The organism is Caminibacter pacificus, assembly GCF_003752135.1.
GTDB classification, from domain to species: domain Bacteria; phylum Campylobacterota; class Campylobacteria; order Campylobacterales; family Nautiliaceae; genus Caminibacter; species Caminibacter pacificus.
This window is the reverse complement of the sequence record NZ_RJVK01000001.1, coordinates 18410-37639: the sequence shown is the minus strand read 5'-3', so window position 1 is coordinate 37639 and position 19230 is coordinate 18410. Positions and strand designations below refer to the sequence as shown.

Annotated in this window: 21 protein-coding genes and 4 tRNA genes; 8 read left to right on the top strand and 17 right to left on the bottom strand. The window is 34.0% G+C overall.

The window, feature by feature from the left end:
- Positions 1–4 precede the first annotated feature (4 nt).
- The 3 genes from EDC58_RS00235 to EDC58_RS00225 all read right to left on the bottom strand — a co-directional run bounded on the left by EDC58_RS00235 (position 5) and on the right by EDC58_RS00225 (position 3670).
- The gene (locus tag EDC58_RS00235) at positions 5–748 is read right to left on the bottom strand and encodes a transposase (RefSeq protein WP_123351487.1); all 744 of its coding nucleotides are present in this window, start codon (positions 746–748) and stop codon (positions 5–7) included.
- Positions 749–1076: 328 nt separating this feature from the next.
- The gene (locus tag EDC58_RS00230) at positions 1077–3236 is read right to left on the bottom strand and encodes a PD-(D/E)XK nuclease family protein (RefSeq protein ID WP_123351486.1); all 2160 of its coding nucleotides are present in this window, start codon (positions 3234–3236) and stop codon (positions 1077–1079) included.
- Positions 3233–3670: an outer membrane lipoprotein gene (locus EDC58_RS00225; protein ID WP_123351485.1), complete on the bottom strand. Its 438-nt coding sequence runs from the start codon at positions 3668–3670 to the stop codon at positions 3233–3235. Before EDC58_RS00225 ends, EDC58_RS00230 begins: the two co-directional genes overlap by 4 nt.
- Positions 3671–3730: 60 nt before the next feature.
- Between EDC58_RS00225 and EDC58_RS00220 the strand changes: the two genes are divergently transcribed.
- Entirely contained in the window at positions 3731–4045 is a 315-nt protein-coding gene (locus EDC58_RS00220) for a hypothetical protein (protein WP_123351484.1), read from the top strand.
- 108 nt (positions 4046–4153) lie between these two features.
- Here the strand turns inward: EDC58_RS00220 and EDC58_RS00215 are convergent.
- The 4 genes from EDC58_RS00215 to EDC58_RS00200 form a co-directional block, all read right to left on the bottom strand.
- Positions 4154–4230, bottom strand: a tRNA-Asp gene (locus EDC58_RS00215).
- A 3-nt stretch (positions 4231–4233) separates the two neighbouring features.
- A tRNA-Val gene (locus tag EDC58_RS00210) sits at positions 4234–4309 on the bottom strand.
- A gap of 6 nt (positions 4310–4315) precedes the next feature.
- A tRNA-Glu gene (locus tag EDC58_RS00205) sits at positions 4316–4391 on the bottom strand.
- Positions 4392–4394: 3 nt separating this feature from the next.
- Positions 4395–4470, bottom strand: a tRNA-Lys gene (locus EDC58_RS00200).
- A 154-nt stretch (positions 4471–4624) separates the two neighbouring features.
- Here EDC58_RS00200 and EDC58_RS00195 point away from each other — a divergent pair.
- From EDC58_RS00195 to EDC58_RS00165, 7 genes are read left to right on the top strand one after another with little or no spacing between them, the layout of a single operon-like run.
- Positions 4625–5551 (top strand): AAA family ATPase, encoded by a 927-nt coding sequence (locus EDC58_RS00195; RefSeq protein WP_123351483.1) that lies wholly within the window; start codon positions 4625–4627, stop codon positions 5549–5551.
- Complete coding sequence (locus EDC58_RS00190; protein WP_123351482.1) at positions 5548–6351, top strand: DUF58 domain-containing protein; 804 nt, start codon at positions 5548–5550, stop codon at positions 6349–6351. Before EDC58_RS00195 ends, EDC58_RS00190 begins: the two co-directional genes overlap by 4 nt.
- Positions 6348–6725: a hypothetical protein gene (locus EDC58_RS00185; protein WP_123351481.1), complete on the top strand. Its 378-nt coding sequence runs from the start codon at positions 6348–6350 to the stop codon at positions 6723–6725. The genes EDC58_RS00190 and EDC58_RS00185 overlap by 4 nt, the downstream gene beginning before the upstream one ends.
- A complete protein-coding gene (locus tag EDC58_RS00180; protein WP_123351480.1) occupies positions 6715–7584 on the top strand; it encodes a vWA domain-containing protein in 870 nt (289 codons plus the stop codon). Before EDC58_RS00185 ends, EDC58_RS00180 begins: the two co-directional genes overlap by 11 nt.
- Complete coding sequence (locus EDC58_RS00175) at positions 7572–8375, top strand: vWA domain-containing protein (RefSeq protein ID WP_123351479.1); 804 nt, start codon at positions 7572–7574, stop codon at positions 8373–8375. Before EDC58_RS00180 ends, EDC58_RS00175 begins: the two co-directional genes overlap by 13 nt.
- On the top strand, positions 8372–9211 hold the full coding sequence (locus tag EDC58_RS00170; protein ID WP_123351478.1) for a tetratricopeptide repeat protein: 840 nt from the start codon (positions 8372–8374) through the stop codon (positions 9209–9211). The genes EDC58_RS00175 and EDC58_RS00170 overlap by 4 nt, the downstream gene beginning before the upstream one ends.
- A complete protein-coding gene (locus EDC58_RS00165; protein ID WP_123351477.1) occupies positions 9208–10623 on the top strand; it encodes a BatD family protein in 1416 nt (471 codons plus the stop codon). Before EDC58_RS00170 ends, EDC58_RS00165 begins: the two co-directional genes overlap by 4 nt.
- A 28-nt stretch (positions 10624–10651) precedes the next feature.
- Here the strand turns inward: EDC58_RS00165 and EDC58_RS00160 are convergent, their stop codons facing one another.
- The 10 genes from EDC58_RS00160 to fbaA all read right to left on the bottom strand — a co-directional run bounded on the left by EDC58_RS00160 (position 10652) and on the right by fbaA (position 19223).
- Entirely contained in the window at positions 10652–10990 is a 339-nt protein-coding gene (locus EDC58_RS00160; RefSeq protein ID WP_235823141.1) for a hypothetical protein, read from the bottom strand.
- A gap of 2 nt (positions 10991–10992) precedes the next feature.
- Positions 10993–11922, bottom strand: a complete 930-nt coding sequence (locus tag EDC58_RS00155; protein WP_123351476.1) for an NAD(P)-dependent oxidoreductase — start codon at positions 11920–11922, stop codon at positions 10993–10995.
- A 56-nt stretch (positions 11923–11978) separates the two neighbouring features.
- Positions 11979–12485 carry a 4Fe-4S binding protein gene (locus EDC58_RS00150; protein WP_123351475.1) on the bottom strand — a complete coding sequence of 169 codons (507 nt, stop codon included), beginning with the start codon at positions 12483–12485 and terminating at the stop codon, positions 11979–11981.
- Positions 12486–12558: 73 nt separating this feature from the next.
- Positions 12559–13641, bottom strand: coding sequence for a hydrogenase large subunit (locus EDC58_RS00145; protein WP_123351474.1), 1083 nt, complete (start codon positions 13639–13641; stop codon positions 12559–12561).
- 2 nt (positions 13642–13643) lie between these two features.
- Positions 13644–14024: an NADH-quinone oxidoreductase subunit C gene (locus EDC58_RS00140; protein WP_123351473.1), complete on the bottom strand. Its 381-nt coding sequence runs from the start codon at positions 14022–14024 to the stop codon at positions 13644–13646.
- Entirely contained in the window at positions 14014–14505 is a 492-nt protein-coding gene (locus tag EDC58_RS00135; RefSeq protein ID WP_123351472.1) for an NADH-quinone oxidoreductase subunit B family protein, read from the bottom strand. Before EDC58_RS00135 ends, EDC58_RS00140 begins: the two co-directional genes overlap by 11 nt.
- Positions 14506–14514: 9 nt before the next feature.
- Positions 14515–15345 (bottom strand): complex I subunit 1 family protein, encoded by an 831-nt coding sequence (locus tag EDC58_RS00130; RefSeq protein ID WP_123351471.1) that lies wholly within the window; start codon positions 15343–15345, stop codon positions 14515–14517.
- Positions 15342–17192 (bottom strand): proton-conducting transporter transmembrane domain-containing protein, encoded by a 1851-nt coding sequence (locus EDC58_RS00125; protein WP_123351470.1) that lies wholly within the window; start codon positions 17190–17192, stop codon positions 15342–15344. The genes EDC58_RS00130 and EDC58_RS00125 overlap by 4 nt, the downstream gene beginning before the upstream one ends.
- Before the next feature lie 112 nt (positions 17193–17304).
- Positions 17305–18156, bottom strand: coding sequence for a 1-aminocyclopropane-1-carboxylate deaminase/D-cysteine desulfhydrase (locus EDC58_RS00120; protein ID WP_123351469.1), 852 nt, complete (start codon positions 18154–18156; stop codon positions 17305–17307).
- Positions 18156–19223: a class II fructose-bisphosphate aldolase gene (gene fbaA, locus EDC58_RS00115; protein ID WP_123351468.1), complete on the bottom strand. Its 1068-nt coding sequence runs from the start codon at positions 19221–19223 to the stop codon at positions 18156–18158. The genes EDC58_RS00120 and fbaA overlap by 1 nt, the downstream gene beginning before the upstream one ends.
- Positions 19224–19230 lie beyond the last annotated feature (7 nt).

Sequence of the window (19230 nt, the reverse complement as noted above, 5' to 3'; positions counted from 1 at the left end):
AATTTTAGCTTTTTGCCAATTTACTTACATAAGCGTTGGAAACTCCTAAAAATCTTGCAATTTCGGAATATTTGTATCCGTTTGCTTTTGCAGCTTTGATAGCTTCTTTTTTATCCTTATATTCATTGAAGAAATCTTGTAGTTTTTTTCTAATAACTCTAATGTTTCCGTCTTCGTCTTTAATAATTTTTGGCTCTTTGTAAATTTCGTCAAGTTCGTGTTTTTCAAGAGGTTTTTTTAGCCACTCGATATACTCTTCAAGAGGTTTGCTTAAAATTTTGCTATCGTCGATAATCTCGAAAAACTTATTCTTTTTGAGTCTTAAAGCCAATGATTGATATTCATACTTAGTAATATCATCCACCAAATCAAGAGCCAATGCGTTTCTTTCGATGTATTTTACAACTTTCCAGAAGTGATCTTCATCAAAAAGCATATAGCTCTCGAATCTTCCTTTCCACAAATGTCCTATTCTTCCCGTTTTATAGTTATACCAAGCAGCATACGCACTATTTAGAAATCTCATAGCTTCCGAAATATTCGGCAGGTGAGTTTCTATTAAAATATGATAATGAGTAGGAAGTATAGTAAATGCATGGAAAGTTACTTTATAATCATATTTTGTTTTAAGCATAAGTTCCATAAATTTAAAATAATCTTCTTTCTCACTAAATACTACGCTTTCGTTAACCCCCCTGTTAACGATGTGATAAAACCCCGGATCGTTCACTCTCGGTTTTCTTGCCATATCTTCTCCTTTGACACTATATTGTATGTAAAATTTTACACAAATTTTACACAAATTTCAAAGAGTTTATCAAAATTCTTGAAATTTTTATTTATTGAAATAGCAACTCTTAATGTAATAGTTACAAATATAGATGAAAAATATATTAATTGATAATATTTTTCTATTGTAACTCGGTTTTTTTATAAAATTTCCAAAATTTTTAGAAAAAAATGTTAAGTTTTTTTATTATACACCGATTTAGTATATGAAATCAACCGAAAATGATTTCAACCGAAAACCGACATACCCAATCCCAAATCCCAATCCCCCTCCCTTTTCCCTATTTTTATAAATTACAGCTAAACTGAAATTCGCAATATTTGCAATTTTTTTCATCTTCCGTTTTAAACGATATATTTTTTATTTGAGACAATTTTTCATCCAAGTTTTTAAGCTCAGGATTAACCTCAACAAGTTTCACATTATAAATATCCCAAAAATAAATTTTATGATTCGGCAATATGTATTTATAAAATTCGGCTTGGGTGGACTCTTCATAATTTTGAGATTTAGTAGAGGTTTTATAATCAAAAGCCATATTATCGATAATCCTATCGTATCTGGCTTTTAATATAAAATCATTTTTAGGTCGCTGTTTAGTAACTTCCGTTGTAATATTTCCACTTAAAAATTCGAAATCTTTTTTTGCAAACTCCAAAATCCTATCATCCCAAACGCTTTTTATATAAAAATAATCTCTTTTATTGACGTCTTTTAAAAGATTCGAAATTATATAATCATAATATTCAAGATATGTCGAAAATTTAAGCTTATCTATATTTTCCATAATAGAGTGAAATCTGCTTCCGAAAAACTCTTCCTCTTCTATTTCGTTTGAAATACCGAGAATATTTGAGAGATAATATCTTTTAGGACAACTAAGCAAAATATCAAGTGTAGTCGGATATAATACTTTAGGTAATTCGAATTTTTCTTGATACTCCACTTTTTCGGGTTGTGAAAATTTATATAAAACTTCTGCGTAATAACTATCTCCGTTTTTTCCATCATCAATTCCAAGCTCATAGGCAAAACGGCTTATAGATTTTTCTTCGTTTTTTACAAATGAGAGTTTTACTTTTTTGGATGTAAAAAGAGTGTAATAGTAATTTTTTTGCAAAGCTTCTTTATCTTCACGAGTCGGAAGATTTACTTTTCTTCTTATGGAAGTATTTAAAAAGAAGTCTTTTTCATTGACGTTCGGGACGAATTCTTCATTAAAATCGACGATCACCACCGCATCAAAATCCGCGCCCCTGCTCTCCAAAACTCCCATAACCGTTACTTTTCCACCTTTTACATCATCAAAACTAAGAGCCGAAAGCCTTTCTAAGATAAATTTTAAAACTTCTTGCTTTGTGTGATTTTGAAGATAAGCGTTTAATTTTTTAAGCTTATAAAGCTCTTCGTCTAAAATTTTCTTCTCTTTTTCACTCGTATTATTATCTATAAACTTGAAAATATCGCTCGTTTGAAACTCTTCTAAGTAATCTTTGCATTTAAGATATGCAATTTCGTCGTTTTCACTTATATAATCATAAATTGCTTTTAGTTTTTTATAAATTTCTGAATTTACAAAACTATCTCCCATAGCAAAATTAAGATTCGTTTTGCCCTCATTTGCGTTATCAAATAGTTTCAAATATTCACTGAAATTTTCATCGGGTAAAATTACGGCTATTTTTTCGGGCTTTATTCCGTCATTTACGAATTCTTCGATCGAAGCGAAAACGAAATTCGCCTGGTCCGCTCTTTTTGAAAAATGAGTAACCTCAACATCCATTTTTCTATCGACTTCTTCATAAAAAAGCACGTTTTTAGTATGATAATCGATAATATATCTGCCCTCTTTAAAATCTCCGAACATTTTATTTATTAGATTTTTATTAAACTTAGTCACCTCAAAAGAGACTTCGATATTAATAGGTATTTTATTTAAAATCTCTCTTTCGAATTTACTAAGATACCCCAAAACTTCAAGTTCAATTTTTTCTATATTTTCAAAAAAACCTTCGTTTATTCTAAAATCTTCAATAGTAATTTTATCTACAAACCCCTCGCTATCAAGAAGTTTTTTATAATTAACATATATCTCTTTTAATAGTGCAATATGCTCGGAATATTCTTGATAAGTATCCGCCAAATCTATTTCATCAAGATTCACTCTCTCAAGATATACTTCGTTCAAAAATCCGAAAATCAAATCGCTGTTTTTAAAAAAATCCAAAAAATTTTTATTTAGCCCTAACTTTTCAATATCCAAATCTTTTACGGCTTTGTATAAATAGATTCTTTTTAAATCCTCATCAATAAACTTTTTTCCATCAACCACAATCGCTTTTTGTAAAAACTCCCCGATTGAAACGACTTTGGGGATAAATTGATTGTCAAAACTTTTAATATATTCCCTGATTTGTCGTTTTGTAGTTAAGACTTTTAATATCATATTTTTTCAACCCTAACTATTTTACTTCCTCTTTTTATGATTCTTATTCTATCGCCTTTGTGAATATTTACGCCTTTTACAATTACTACGACATTTTTGCCGTTATCAAGTCTGACAAAAAGCTCTTGCGCGTTAGCCTTATCGGCTTCGTACCCTACAAGAGCACCCGTTAATCCTCCAAGCAGAGTCGATAATATATTGCCCTTACCTCTTCCGAACATACTACCAAGCACCGTTCCCGTATAAGCTCCTACAAAAACACCGCTTCCGTTATCTTTTATCACTACGTTTTTGACACCCGTAACCACTCCGGTTTGATAAGTAAGCTCCGTATTTACGTCACTTAACGCAACTTCGTTTGAATTATACATTTGAGTACATCCGGTAAAGACAAACATCATCCCCGTCATTACTAAAAGAATCAATTTTTTCATACTCCGCCTTTTTTGAAAAATTATAGCATAATGTTATAATTTGAATAAAAAGGAGAAAAAATGAAAAAGATACTTTTAACCGCCCTAACAATCGGGACTCTATTTGCTCAAAACATATATTTAGTTGTAGATAATAGAATAAAAAACGACAAAGTTTTTGCAAGTTTTATAGATAAACAAAACAAAATCTTCACATACGCACAACCTCTACAAGGTATAAATATAGACAGAATCAAACCTACATTCGAAAATGCAAAAAAAGAGTTATGCCAAAAGCCGGTAGTCAAAAAACTTCTAAAAGAGGGATATCAAATAGAATTTATTTACATCGGAAAGCAAAAAAGCGTACTTATGAGGTTTACGGATTGTAATTAAGCCTCTTTTTCTTTTTTCGAATCGATTAAACCGGTCGATTGAATACAAAACTATGAAGAAGGACTTTATAAAAAGTGTCTGAGGATTTAAACGATGAATGAATTTTGATGGCGGAGCCGACGGGACTCGAACCCGCGACCTCCGGCGTGACAGGCCGGCATTCTAACCAGCTAAACTACGGCTCCGCATGGTGGTCGCTGCAGGGCTCGAACCTGCGACCCCCAGCTTGTAAGGCTGGTGCTCTCCCAGCTGAGCTAAGCGACCGAAAAGTGGCATCCCCAACGGGATTCGAACCCGTGTCGCCGCCGTGAAAGGGCGGTATCCTAGACCACTAGACGATGGGGACAGATGGTGACCCGTGCTGGATTCGAACCAGCGGCCCTCTGCTTAAAAGGCAGATGCTCTACCGACTGAGCTAACGGGTCATCTTTATTCTCACAACTTGTCGTTGTGTGGGTGAAATTATAAGGAAAAACTTTTCCTAAGTCAAGACTTTTTTGAAAAAATTTTCAAAAATTTCTTTTAATCATATATTAACAATAACCTCTTATAATTTCCCATACTTAAAAAAGGATTTGTATGGAAAAACTACTACTTGCCAAACAAGAAATTCAAAAAGCTATCATCGGTCACGAAAAGCTTATCAATTCTATGTTAATAGGTCTGATTACAAACGGACATATATTAATAGAAGGCGTACCCGGAATCGCAAAAACGACAGCCGTAAAAACTTTGGGAATAGTCTGCGATTTATCATTTAAAAGAATCCAATTCACACCCGACCTTCTACCAAGTGACATAACCGGAGTAGAAATATACAATCCTAAAACAAACGAATTTCAAATAAAAAAAGGTCCTATTTTCGCAAACTTAATCTTAGCCGACGAAATAAATAGAGCTCCCGCAAAAGTTCAATCGGCTTTGCTTGAAGCTATGCAAGAGCGTCAGGTGACTATTGCGGAAGAGAGCTTCAAACTTCCTTCTCCGTTTATGGTACTTGCGACCCAAAACCCTATAGAACAAGAAGGTACTTACCCACTGCCTGAAGCGCAACTTGATAGATTTATGTTAAAAGTAAAAGTCGGATATAACTCATTAGACGATGAAGTAAAAATCGTAAAAATGTTACAAAACCCTCCTGCAATAAATAAAATCCTCTCAAAAGAAGATATTTTCAAATTCCAAGAAATGCACAAAAACATCCACATCGACGACGAGCTTATTAAATATATAGCAAGAATAGTAGATTATACCCGCCATCCTTTAAACGAAATAAAAGAATATATCGAGCTTGGTGCAAGCCCGAGAGCCACTATCTCACTCGTAAACGCAAGCAAAGCAAACGCAATGCTAAAAGAAAAAGATTACGTAACGCCTATGGATATTATTGAAGTGGCGCCCGAAGTGTTAAGACACAGAATTATCTTAAATTATAAAGCCCAAGCCGACGAAGTGACAAGCGACGAAATTATCAAAAAAATACTCGAAATCATCCCTATACCATGATTAAAACCGTTACTTTAAAAGCAAAACAGAAAGTATTCGGTAATTTCGCCGGACGACACACCTCTCCTTTTAAAGGAATAGGTCTTGATTTTAAAGAACTAAGAGAGTACCAATACAACGAGGACGCCAAAAGAATAGATTGGAAAAGAAGTGCTAAATTTCAAAAACCTCTGATTAAAGAATTTGAAGAAGAGAGAGAACTAAACGTAATTATCACGATTTTAGTGGACGGAAGCTTATATTTCGGCACCAAAACGCTAAAAACAGAAACAATTGCCGAAATTGCCGCTATTTTAGGCTATAGCGCCGTACTTTTCGATGATAAAGTCAGTCTTTTGTTATATGAAAAAAAACCTCTAACTCACCTAAAACCGACAAAATCTCAAAAAAACATCCCTATTTTCGTTGAAAAAATTTTGGAATGCGAATATTTAAAAAAAGAGTACGATTTTAGCTTTATCGATTATCTTAATAAGTTTCAAAAATCACTTCTGTTTTTAATAGGAGATTTTTACAAACATCCGCCTTTACACAAACTAAAACACGAAACTTACGTCCTTTGGGTAAGAGACAAATTCGAAGAAAATCCGAGCACCCTTGGAGAAATAGAGCTTTTAGACCCTCATACCTTAAAAAACGTCACAACGAACCTAAACAAATCCCAAATAGAAAAATACAAAAAAGATATCTTACAAAACGATAAAAAGTTCGAAGAGTTTTTATTAAAAGAGAAAATAAAATACAAAAAAATATACACTCACGAAGATAGCTTTATGAAACTTATGGAGCTTATGAGATGAACGTGCCTATAAAAGATATAAAACCAAACGTCGAAATAATAGATTATAACTTTTATATCTTTCTTTTCGTTGTTTTTATAGTGGTTTTGGTATCGATTTTTTTGGGATACAAACTATACAAAAAATTCAAAACCCCAAATCCTAAAAAACTACTCATTAAAAAGCTAAAAGAGCTTGATTACTCAAATCCTAAAAAAGTGGCTTATAATTTCGCTCCTATCGCTAAAAATTTAATCAATGAGAACAACAAAGAACTTTTCGAGCTTATAGAAAACGAACTTCAAAAATACAAATACAAACCGAACGTCCCACCTATAGATGAAAAAATAAAAGAGATGATTAAAGAGTTTATAAGGTTATGCGATGAGTCTTGAGTATCCTTTTTTCCTTTTGATACCGATTTTATTTATAGTTTGCAAGATTTTATGTCCGGCAAAAACGGAAGCGCTTATTTTTCCGAATGCGAGCTATTTTGACAAAATAAAAAATAAAATATCTTTTTTTGAAATTTTGATTATCACTCTTTTATCTATTGCATTGGCTTCGCCCGTTAAAACGAAAATATTAAAAACAAACAATAATTTAGGATACGATATCGTAACGATTTTAGATACCAGCGGGTCTATGGGAGAGTACGGAAAAATAGAAAATGCAAAAGCGATTATTTCGGATTTCGCCACAAAAAGAAAAAACGACAGAATCGGACTCGTAGTATTCGGAAATATCGCTTATATCGCTTCTCCTTTGACATTCGATAAAAAAAGTTTTAATGAAATACTAAAAAGAATTTATGTCGGAATAGCCGGTGGTAGAACTGCTATTTATGACGCTCTATTTTTATCCACAACACTTTTTAAAAACTCCCACGCCAAAAATAAAATAGCAATACTCATCACCGACGGAAAAGACAACTCAAGTATCACGCCTCTTGATATAGCACTAAAAAAATTAAAAAAAGCTCACATAAAGGTCTATACTATAGGCTTAGGTCCGGATGTCGATGCGGCGGTACTCGAAAAAATAGCCAAATCAACGGGAGGTAAATTTTTTTATCTCACAAACGCAAACGAACTAAAAGAAGTATATAGACAAATAAACAAACTCGAAAAATCAAAAGTAGCAAGCAATATCATAATCCAAAAAGAGTATTACTTTTTCTATCCGTTAATTGCCGGGATTATACTTTTTATCTTCTTTTTATTCGATTATAGGAGAAAAATATGGAATTTCTAAACTTTTGGGCTTTTTTGCTTTTGATTTTTATTCCTCTTTTTTTTGCGATAAGGTCAAAAACATTACAAATAAACAAAAAAGTAATTATAAAAAACAAATTTACCAAAAAAAGAAGATTTTCTGTTTTTATTTTAGCTTATATTTTTTTGATTATAGCGCTTGCAAGACCGGTAATCTTAAACTCTTCTCAAAAAGTGAAAGTTTCAAATCTTAATTTGGTAATTTTATTGGATATCTCAAAAGGTATGGTATGCAAAGACATATATCCAAACAGATACGAAGCCGCCGTAAATAAACTGAAAGTTTTATTCAAACACCTAAAATACCAAAACGTAGCTTTAATATTGGTAGGTGAAAATCCTTATTTGCTATCGCCTTTGACGACGGATTATTCTTCTATTCTTTATTTGCTCTCACATGTCAGCAAAAAAGACCTCTTTAGAGGTGATAGCAACTTTTTAGAAGCGTTCAAAACCGCAAAAAACATTGCTCAAAAGCCAAGAGTATTTCTTACAATCTCTTATAAAGCTCCGAAATTTCAAAATACGATTAATTATATCGTCGGCAGCAAAACATGCGTAATCGACGGAGAATTATTCAAAACTTCACAAGAGGGCGTTCATTTTAGCTACTCCGACCAAGACGTTATACAAATAGCAAACGAAATAAATAAAATCAGCAAATCAAAAGAAATTACCATTAAAAAACAAAAAGAGCTCTTTTATTATCCGCTTTTTATAGCTATTCTTTTGATTTTTATAGCAAGTTTTTCAATAAGGATTAAAAAATGAGATATTTTTTAATTTTTCTTTTCGTGCCGCTTTTTGCGTTTGACTATTTTACGATAAAAAAAGCGGATGAGTTTTTTCAAAAAAAAGATTACTTAAAAGCGGCAAAAGAATATTTAAAAATAGACTCTCAAAAAGCACTTCTTGATGCGGCAAACAGCTATTATAAAGCCGGAGATTATAAAAAAGCTATTGAGATTTACTCTAAAATTAATGATAAAAAGTTACAATTCGACAAGCTCTATAATATGGCAAATGCATATGCAAAACTCGGTATGTTTCAAAAAGCTATAGAGCTTTATAAAAAAGCGCTAAAAATCAAAAAAGACAAAGACGCACAATATAATCTAAAACTTTTAGAAAAATTATTAAAGAAAAAACCGCCTAAACAAAAACAAAAGCAAAAAAACAACAAACAAAAAAATAATAAAAATAAAAACAACAAAGAAAACAAAAAACAAAATAATAATCAAAACAAAAAAAATCAAAATAAAAACGAACAAAACCAAAAAAACAATAAAAAACAAAATCAAAACAAAAATTCAGACGCAAATAAAAATAAAAACAATAAACAAAAAGAAAATCAGCAAAAAAATAACCAAAACCAAAATAAAAATCAAAAAAAACAAAACAAAAACAACGAAAAAAAAGAACAAAATAAAAAGTTCGCCGTGAATCAAAAAATTTCAAAATTCAAAAACGAAAATAAAAAGCCGAATCAAAAAACATTAAGCGTAAAAGAATCCAATACGACGGATTTAAGAATGAAATTTTACGAAAAAGCGCTGAAAAATTTACAATTTAACAGCCTACTCATTCCATTAAGGAGCCAAGAATGAAAAAACTGATACTTTTTCTTCTCCCTTTATTGCTACTTGCAAACGTCAGTGTCAAAGTAAATAAAAAAGAGCTGACAAAAGGAGAAGAACTTATAATAACCATAACCGCCACCGGAAAAGATATCAAATTTCCTCAAATAAACAACATAGACGGATATAACATTATCGGAACTTCGCTTGTAAGCAATATAGAAGTAATAAACGGAGCTATGAGCGAGAGTCTCTCAAAAAGCTACATTATCGTACCCGATAAAAACTTAACGATTCCTTCTTTTAGCGTTATAATCGACGGAAAAGTTTATACAACAAAACCGATTCATATTATAGTAAAAACTCCGAAACAGACAAAAGGAGACTATACTCTTGATATCAACCTATCCAAAAAAAATCTCTATTTAGGCCAAAGTGCGATTCTTGACGTCAAATTACATTATAAACCGCCCGTAGAATCCATTCAGCTTCAAAAACCTCAAATAAAAGGTTTTTTAGTCCAAGAAATCTTAAAAACGGCAACCGATACCGAAGCAGAATATAAATTTTTAATAACACCTCTAAAGTCCGGAGAATTCACAATAGGGCCGTTAATGGCGAATATCGGTATTTTAGTAAAAGAAAATCCGTTTAACGACCCGTTTTTTAACCTCAGCGTCTCAAGTTTAAAATATAAAACAATATACTCAAATCAAATAAAAGTAAAAGTAAATCCGATACCTAACGACAGCGTTTACGGGGATTTTAAAATCTCTTTAAAAGCAAAAAATATAATAAATGCCGGCGAACCCAATACGGCTATCTTAAAAGTAGAAGGTTGCGGAGATTTTAACGACTTACCCGATTTTAAACTCGATATTCCGAATACCACTATTTACGCATCAAAAGCGGATACGAACATCTCTATCGTAGATAACGAACTTTGCGGTACGTATACCAAAAAATTCACAATCATTGCCGATAACGACTACACCATTCCTCCAATCAAATTAAAAGAGTATAACGGCACCCTAAACGTAATCTCGACTAATCCTATAAAAGTCAAAGTCATAGGTGCAAAACCTATAACAACACCAAAACCGCCCGTTACGAAAACATCAACAAAACCTACAAAACAACACACCGAAAACAAAAAAAACTATTACGAATACGCTATTTATTTAATTTTAATCGTTTTGGGAATCGGACTTGGGTATTTTATTTCTAAAATAACCTCAAAAGAGAAAAAAGACGATATCTTCTCAAAAATAAAAAAAGCCGACCAAAAAGAACTATTTAACTTGCTGATACCTTATAGCGACATTCCGGAAATAAAAGAGATTCTTCAAAAACTCGAAGAAAACATCTATAAAGGTACAAACCATAAAATAAATAAAAAAGAAATTATTAAAATAATAAAAAAATTTACCGATATAAAATAAAAAAGGAGGAAAAAATGGGAATGTAAAATCATTGTAATTTCAACCAACTTCCTCCCGGTTTTAGTTCTTCATAAAGTTTCTCACTCGTATGACATTTAGTACAGGTTTTTAGTTTTTGGTGATCTGGAATAGGAGTGTTTATAAGCTTTTCTCTGCTGTGGCAATCAAAACAATCCGCTCCGCATTTATCCTCACCCTTTGTGGGATGAGATTTATGACATTTGGTACAATCTCTTAAAAAAGCATGTTGTTTGTAATATCTGTTTTTGGGATTATAAAGCTCTTTTAGTTTCGGATGACACGTAATACAATCGCTCTCACACCCGAATGCAACCGCCATAAATAAAAACAAAATTGATTTCTTCACTTTTATCCTTTGCAATTATGATAATTTTTAACGCATTCTTCTTTTAAGCAGTGTCTCGGTTTTCTTCCGCTTAGAAAATCCAATAAATTATTTAGTGATATTTGCATTATTCTTCTAAGAGCTTCTTTGGTGTAATAAGCCATATGAGGCGTTGCTATTATATTCTCTTTTTTTGCCAAATCCCTCTCAGGAAGTACGTCCGCCGCTATTATTCCATCAAAATTTTCATAAACTTCTTTTTGAATTATCTCTGCTCTTGCCGGATTAATGATTACTTTACCTCTAAAATGCGAAATATTTTCTTTGTTTATTAAATTTTTAGTTTCAGGAGTTAAAGGCAAAGCGATAAATAAAAAGTCGCTGTTTTCAAGTACTTCTTCTAAAACGGGAGTCTGTTTTACATCCATATCTTTTTTGTGTCTTACATACGCGATTGTATTCGCTCCGAATCCCTTAGCGATTTTAACGATTTGAGACCCTATCGTACCAAGTCCCAAAACACCGATTGTTTTACCCTCTATTTCAATGCCTTTTAGGTCTTTATAGTATAAATTGCCCTCTTTTACCCTATTTATTGCAATATATATTTTTCTAATAGCTTCAAGAAGCAGTCCGTAAGCAAATTCCCCCACAGCCGGTCCAGCATAACCTCTGACATTACTAACAATTATCCTTCTTTTATAACACTCTACAATATCGATATGATCATATCCTGTGGAGCGTGTTTGAATGTATTTAAGACTCGGTAGTTTATCAAGAATCTCGGAAGTGATTTTCGAATTTATAAAAATTGAGATTACGTCATAATCGGCGGGTAATTGATGTTCGTTTATCGTTTCTTTGAAAAAGAACACTTCGGCATCGACGTTTTTTAGGTTTTTTTCGAAAAATTCTTTCTCTTCTTCTTTTACTTCGAAAAACGCTATTTTCATTTTTCCCCTCCTGAATTATTATTCATTATTATAACTCTAAAGGGAGGGGATGTCAATTACTCTTCGCTTTTGGCTTTTGCGGCGGCTTTTTGAGCTCTTTTCGCTTTTTTGTAGGCTTTATACTCTTCTTTCGTTTTAATATTAAGTTCTTCAATTTCTCTCCACTTGCTCTCGACTTCTTTAGGGTCTTCGATTCTATTTATAAAATACCCGAGCTCTTTTCCTTTCGGAACGCTTCTTCCAAGAGGAGGAGTTCTTGTCTCAACCTGCACCAAACATCCCTCTTCCGCTTTAGGGCACTCTCTAACACAAGCACCGCAATAGATACAAAGATACGGATTATAGTTATACTCTTTTTTGCCTGTTTCGTAATCGACTACTACAAATTTAATAGCTCCCGGAGGACATATATTTTCGCATTTGTCACAAAAAATACAAAGTTCTTCATTATAATGTATCGTTCCTCTATATCCTTTAGGCTCCGGTGAAGGAGCAAAAGGATATTTTATCGTCTCCGGCTCGCTTACTAAGTTTTTTAGACTCTCTATAAACATTTTAAGCATTATCGCTCCTTTTTTTCCGTTTTCAAAAACTCACAATTTCACAAACTCACTATTTCACTAATTCACTTTCTCCCTATCTCGCCGTACAGCTCATGCACGGGTCAAAACTAAGCACAATCGCCTGAGCGTCCGAATATTTTGCTCCTAAGAAAAGTTCTTTTAAAATAGGAATATTTGCGTATGTCGGTACTCTGATTCTTACCCTATCCATTACCTTTTTACCGCTGGCTTTAAGATAATAAAAACACTCTCCCCTTGGGGCTTCGACTCTTACTACCGTTTCGCCTTTTGGTCTTCCTTTTACTTTTACTTGATGTTCTCCCTCAGGCAAATTATCCAAAATATTCTCACACATTTCGATTGAATTTAACACTTCATCGAATCTCACCATATTTCTCGCCCAAACATCACCCTCATGTCTTAATTGCATTTTGTATCCGACTTCTTCAAACGGCAGATAGTCGAATTCCGCTCTCACATCCGTTTCAAGTCCGCTGGCTCTGGCGATAGGTCCGGCCGTATTGTATTTCGCCGCCATTTCTTTACTTATTACGCCTACACCTTTTGTTTTAAGCCCGAAAGTATAATCGCTATCGTGAAATTCCATTACTTTTAAAACGTTATCTTTTAGTTTTTTTAGCTTTTTCTTTGCAAATTCCGCCGTCTCAAGGTCGATATCTCTTGCCACTCCGCCTATAGTTTGATAATCGTATTGAACTCTATTTCCCGTAATTCTCTCAAGTACGTCCATTACGTCTTCTCTGGCTCTAAACGTTTGCATAAACAGGTTTTCATAACCCACTACTTCGGCTACGTGTCCGTTTGCAAGCATATGAGAGTGAATTCTATCAAGCTCGACTACAAGCATTCTTAAATAATCGATTCTTTTATTTACTTCTATATCCATAAGTTTTTCGATTCCGTGTACCACGGCACCGGCGTGAGTAATGGAACAAAGCCCGCAAACTCTCGCAGTTAAATACGGAAGCTGAGTATACTCAAATCTCGTAATTGCGGCTTTTTCTATACCTCTGTGAACATATCCGATATGAGCTTCGACTTTTGTAATTATTTCGTTTTCGGTATCAAATAAAAAACTTATAGGCTCAGGCAGCGCTACGTGTTGCGACCCGAAAGGTACTACTATTTTTCCCATCATTAACTCCTTGATTTACCAAACTCAGTAGATGCTCTAAGTGGAGCTTTAGGTCCGTCCGGCGCAATAAAAACTCCGGTAGCCGCATTTTCGACATCAAGTCCGAAAAGGTCCGCAAGCTCCCATTCGCTAAGCCACGCACTCGGAATCACCTCGACAATAGAAGGTATTTTTGCGTCGTAATCACAAAAAACTCTAAAAATATGAATTACGTTTTTTTCTTTATATTTTGAAAACAGCCAATCTATTTGAAGCTTATCTCCAAGGTCCGTAGCGTTTACGGTGATATAATTCCACACGTTTTCATCATAAAAATCTCTTATTTTATCGACAATCTCTTCAAGGGTAACTTCTTCAATCGTCATTTGCGGATTAATCATCATCTTCGACTCCTAATTTATTAATTACGTTTTCGTGGTCTTTTAGATACTCTTTTTCTTTAGATTTTTTCTGCCAAATCTCTATCGCTTCCACCATTTCGTCTATTAACGCTTCAACCCTCGGAGCACAACCCGGAATCCAAACATCTACCGGAATAATGCTATTTACTCCGTTTTCGACATGATAAAAATCCCTAAAAATTCCGCCGCCGTGAGCGCAAGCGCCCATTGCCACAACGACTTTAGGCTCAGCCATTTCAAGATAGAGTCTTCTTAAAACGTCTTTACAATTTTTCGTCACGGGTCCCGTTACAAGCAAAATATCGGCTTGTTTAGGATTTCCTCTGTTTAACATCCCGAATCTCTCAATATCGTATCTTGGCGCAAGAGCTGATAAAATCTCGATATCGCATCCGTTACATCCGCCCGTGTTGTAGTGTAAAATCCAAGGCGATTTTTTTCTGAATTTGCTAAAAATTCCCATAACTTCTCCTTATTGCCATAAAGCTAACAAAATAACGTTTAATGCAGCCATAGGAATTAAAATTCCCCATGCGAATTTCACCATTTTTCTAAAATCAAGTCTTGCCGTGGAGTTGTCGATTAGGTTTATTAAAATAAACACTCCGACCACCAAAAGAGCACCAAGCCAATAATGATTCCCGCCGAATAAAAAGACAAAAGTAAATACATAAATGTACTCTATCCATTTTCCGGTATATAAAGCTTCATAAAAAGGTCCGCTGTATTCTATTTCGGGACCGCCGATAATTTCTTGGTGCGCTTCTGCTATATCAAAAGGAGATTTTTGAAGCATCATAGGTATAGTTAATAAAAACGCCACAAATACAAGAGGAATTTCTAAAATAGGATACCCTTGATAACTCAAAATATCTCTGATATCAAAACTTCCCACAACCAAATAAAAAGAAACGACCATCAATACCATCAAAGGCTCGTAACTTATCATATGCATAAGCTCTCTTAAAGCACCGAGTACCGAATAAGGGCTTCTTACACTGCTCGCACCGATTACTAAAGCAAGTACCGCTATAACGTGGAAAAATACCGCAATTAAAAGATCGTTTCCAAGTAAAAGTACCGCCAAAGCAAACCACTCGGCAACAAAATACATAATTCCCATTAATGCATGAAGAGAATGTATCATAAGCGGTCTTTTATCCATTAATTTAAAAAAGTCATAAAAAGGCTGAAGAAGAGGCGGTCCGACTCTTCTTTGCATTCTCGCTTTTACTATTCTCTCAATCCCATACACAATACCTCCGAAAACCGGAGCCAAAATAGTTAATATCGCACTTATCATAACAGACCTCCTCCAAGAACTACAACCATAATAAACAGCGCCACACTGAACGCTATAAAATAACCTTCATATCTTGATAAACATTCGAAATTCCAAGTTTCCATATGTCTTGGAAACGCTTCACCACAGTTATAAGGATGTACCGTATCGGCTTTAAATCTTACGAAATACGGCAATGCGTGAATTAACAATAAAAGCACCAAAGCACCTAAAATTTGCCAGAAATAAAGTGTTGAGTGATACATATGAAGAGTCAGCCCGCTTGCACTGATATCAGGTGTTTTCCCGGCTATAGTTGTTGCTATAGGAACTATAAAATCCGCAATAAAAGGCGCAATAAATACCGTAATTGCAAGCAACCAAGCATAATACCAAACGGATACGAAATTGAACGTTTTAGGAAGTTTCACCCATTTAACTTCTCTAATTCCATGTGCTTTTCTAACGCTTATACCAAGTACTTTCATATACAAAATACTCAAAAACGCACTTCCGGCACCGACATAAAGAATCAAAATAATATAGCTTCCGTGTTGTAAGAAGTTGCTAACTTCCTCAATCATCATCCATTTACCGATAAAAGTACCGAAAGGCACAAACGTCATATTTAAAAATCCGAAGAATATAAACATTAATGTTAAAGGCGCTTTTTCGATAAGTCTTCTCATTTGATTAATATATTTAACATGAAAAGCTTTTTCCAAAACTCCTGCTTCGACAAATAAAAATCCTTTTGCGAACGCATGGAAGATAATAAGCACCAAACTTGCGGTAATCGCAATAGGAGTACCGACTGCTGCGGCCAACATCATAAGACCTAAAAGAGAAATAGTCGAATATGCAAGGATTTTTTTGAAATTGTCTTGTGTTAATGCGATAACTGCGGCAACTACAAATACATAACCGGTGGTAATAATTAAAAGTTTGGCAAGAAGAGTCCCTTTAATCACGGGAGCGATTCTCAATATCAAATACGGAGCGATTTTTACCATTGTAGCCGAATGCAAAATCGCACTAACAGGAGTCGGAGCGACCATTGCACCCAAAAGCCATTTATGAAACGGCATTTGAGCTCCCTTTACAAGTGCGGATAGAGATAAAAATCCTAAAGCCGCCATTGATATGATATTAGGATGTTTTAAAAGGTCGGTAAAGTGATAAACTCCGTTTACTTTAATAAAAATCATCAAAGCCACCAAAATCGCAATACCGCCGATTTGGTTCATCCAAAGAGCGAGGTTTGAGTTGTTTATCGCTTCTTTGTCTCCTCTAAATCCGATCATAATATAACTTGCAAGAGTGGTAGTTTCAAAAAGTGCAAAAAACCATTCGATATTGTTTACACTAACGGCAAAATTCATAACTCCCAAAAACCAAATCACAATCGCTACAAAAGAGTGTTTTCCTTTTTCCGAATAATCCATATATTTAGTAGCGAAAATCGCAATCGGTACACCGACAATCGCTACGATTAAATAAAACATTAGCGTAATGTTGTCTACATAGATATTCGGTGTAGATGAATGAGGCATCATTAATATAACAATCACTAAAAAAACGATTTGAATGGTAGCCAAAATAGTAATTAAGTGATTTTTTCTTACAACCCCTTGATAAAAGAAGTATGCAAGCAATCCGAAATCATAAAGCGTAATTAACATATCCACCCAGCTTGGCGTCTCTATAAATGCCGGATGTGGCTGAATATAGGCAAAATACGCAGTTACGATTAAGATTGGCAACGTTAAAAAAGTAAGAGTGTTCGTTACGACGTCTTTTTTTGCCAAATAGATAATTAACGCAATTATCCATGGCAAGACGATATTAAGAGTGACTAATCCTCCCATTTTATTCTCCTTTTGCTTAATATTAAAATGATATCAAAATGAATATTCATTTACAATTAATATAAGAAAAATTTATGAATCATGCTTCAAAATTACACATATTAATATTTACTTAATCATATTTTCTTTGATAACGCTTAAGCATTGAAAAGTTACCTTGAAGTCCGCCTTGATGGATATAGAGTATGTTTTTTAAGTCGTGAAAAAGTATTGTATCCCAACCTATCGGGTCATATAACAAATCAAATTCAATACCCGCAAATTTTAGTTCTTTCCATATATCATATAAGTTTTTATAAAGTTTACCGAAATGATATTTTCTCCTCGGTGGTAAAATTGTTAAATTTTTTATTTCTTGATTATCGCTTAAATAGCTCCATTGCCTTTTCAAATACTCCTCATTCCCTACACACGCAACCGTTAAAACTTCAACTTCCAGATGTTTTGCCAAAAAATATGCGGTAGTTCCCGTCCCGCTTGGTAAAAAAACCTTTAAATCATTTTTTTTACAATAATCGTTAATTTCTTGAGCTAATAATTTTATTCCGTATTCGGACTCTTTGATTCTGCCGCCCTCTTCTATTATCAGGCAATTTTTATCTTTTAAACTTAATACGTAATGTCTCAGCTCATCACCTTTTAAATCGATTTCTATTATTTTCGCGCCGTTTTTTAAAGCGCCTAAATAATTTCCGTGAGGATTGTTTTTTAGTAATGAAGGAATATGATTCGTAAAATATATAAATTCCCAACCTTTTAATTTACAAAGCTTACTCAAAGAATACATGGCATTCGATTGATTCGAACCAAATGATATAACTCTTTTTATGTTAGGAAATTCGTTTTTATAAAAATAATAAAACTTTCTTGCTTTATTTCCTTCAAAAGGTTTTAATAAATCGTCTCTTTTAATATGATAGAAGTTATTTTTGAAGATAAAAGGGGTAATGGGAGAGGAGAGCATTAAATAGCTCTTAGGTCTTTGTAAGCCTGAATTACCCTTTCTTTCATTGATTTTTCGCCTTCTCTTAGCCATTTTCTCGGGTCGTAATATTTTTTGTTAGGTTTATCTTCGCCCTCAGGGTTACCGATTTGGCTTTGTAGATAATCGTGATATTTTTCGATATATGATTTTACGCCGCTCCAAAACGCCCACTGAGTATCCGTATCGATATTCATTTTTACAACACCGTAATCGATAGCTTCGTGGATTTTGCTAAGTTCGCTACCGCTTCCTCCGTGGAATACGAATCTGATAGGTTTTTCATCTTTTAGTCCGAATTTTTCTCTTACGTATTCTTGTGAGTTTTTAAGAATAATCGGCTCAAGTTTTACTTTCCCCGGTTTATAAACGCCGTGCACGTTACCGAATGATGCCGCAATCATAAATAAGTCACTTACTTCACTAAGCTCTTTATATGCATACGCAACGTCTTCAGGTTGAGTGTAGAGTTTTGAGTTGTCAATTCCCGTATTGTCAACTCCGTCTTCCTCACCACCTGTTACACCAAGCTCGATTTCAAGCATAATATCAAGTGCGCTTAGTTTTTTCAGATACTCTTTACAAGTTTGTACGTTTTGCTCCAAAGGCTCTTCGCTTAAATCGAGCATATGAGAGCTAAATAGAGGTCTTCCGTATTTTTCTTTATGTTTTGCGTTTGCTTCAATTAGTCCGTCAATCCACGGCAAAAGTTTTCTTGCTGCGTGGTCTGTATGAAGAATTACAGGAATTCCATACGCTTCAGCCAATGTATGAATATGTTTAGCCCCCGCAATAGCACCTAAAATAGCTGCTTTTTGTCCTTCGTTATCAAGACCTTTTCCGGCCCAAAAGTGAGCTCCTCCGTTACTAAATTGAATAATAACCGGAAGATTCAAAGAACTCGCAGCTTCCATAACTGCATTTGCAGAATTCGTACCTACGATATTGATTGCAGGAAGAGCGAACCCGTGCTCTTTTGCGTAATCAAGTACTTTTGCCGCTTCACTTCCGGTTAAAACTCCAGGTTTTACTAAATCCATAATCCCCATTTTCACC

Coding starts and splice junctions, on each gene's coding strand:
- EDC58_RS00235 (WP_123351487.1), bottom strand. CDS start 748: ATGGCAAGAAAACCGAGAGTGAACGATCCGGGGTTTTATCACATCGTT.
- EDC58_RS00230 (WP_123351486.1), bottom strand. CDS start 3,236: ATGATATTAAAAGTCTTAACTACAAAACGACAAATCAGGGAATATATT.
- EDC58_RS00225 (WP_123351485.1), bottom strand. CDS start 3,670: ATGAAAAAATTGATTCTTTTAGTAATGACGGGGATGATGTTTGTCTTT.
- EDC58_RS00220 (WP_123351484.1), top strand. CDS start 3,731: ATGAAAAAGATACTTTTAACCGCCCTAACAATCGGGACTCTATTTGCT.
- EDC58_RS00195 (WP_123351483.1), top strand. CDS start 4,625: ATGGAAAAACTACTACTTGCCAAACAAGAAATTCAAAAAGCTATCATC.
- EDC58_RS00190 (WP_123351482.1), top strand. CDS start 5,548: ATGATTAAAACCGTTACTTTAAAAGCAAAACAGAAAGTATTCGGTAAT.
- EDC58_RS00185 (WP_123351481.1), top strand. CDS start 6,348: ATGAACGTGCCTATAAAAGATATAAAACCAAACGTCGAAATAATAGAT.
- EDC58_RS00180 (WP_123351480.1), top strand. CDS start 6,715: ATGAGTCTTGAGTATCCTTTTTTCCTTTTGATACCGATTTTATTTATA.
- EDC58_RS00175 (WP_123351479.1), top strand. CDS start 7,572: ATGGAATTTCTAAACTTTTGGGCTTTTTTGCTTTTGATTTTTATTCCT.
- EDC58_RS00170 (WP_123351478.1), top strand. CDS start 8,372: ATGAGATATTTTTTAATTTTTCTTTTCGTGCCGCTTTTTGCGTTTGAC.
- EDC58_RS00165 (WP_123351477.1), top strand. CDS start 9,208: ATGAAAAAACTGATACTTTTTCTTCTCCCTTTATTGCTACTTGCAAAC.
- EDC58_RS00155 (WP_123351476.1), bottom strand. CDS start 11,922: ATGAAAATAGCGTTTTTCGAAGTAAAAGAAGAAGAGAAAGAATTTTTC.
- EDC58_RS00150 (WP_123351475.1), bottom strand. CDS start 12,485: ATGCTTAAAATGTTTATAGAGAGTCTAAAAAACTTAGTAAGCGAGCCG.
- EDC58_RS00145 (WP_123351474.1), bottom strand. CDS start 13,641: ATGGGAAAAATAGTAGTACCTTTCGGGTCGCAACACGTAGCGCTGCCT.
- EDC58_RS00140 (WP_123351473.1), bottom strand. CDS start 14,024: ATGATGATTAATCCGCAAATGACGATTGAAGAAGTTACCCTTGAAGAG.
- EDC58_RS00135 (WP_123351472.1), bottom strand. CDS start 14,505: ATGGGAATTTTTAGCAAATTCAGAAAAAAATCGCCTTGGATTTTACAC.
- EDC58_RS00130 (WP_123351471.1), bottom strand. CDS start 15,345: ATGATAAGTGCGATATTAACTATTTTGGCTCCGGTTTTCGGAGGTATT.
- EDC58_RS00125 (WP_123351470.1), bottom strand. CDS start 17,192: ATGGGAGGATTAGTCACTCTTAATATCGTCTTGCCATGGATAATTGCG.
- EDC58_RS00120 (WP_123351469.1), bottom strand. CDS start 18,156: ATGCTCTCCTCTCCCATTACCCCTTTTATCTTCAAAAATAACTTCTAT.
- fbaA (WP_123351468.1), bottom strand. CDS start 19,223: ATGGGGATTATGGATTTAGTAAAACCTGGAGTTTTAACCGGAAGTGAA.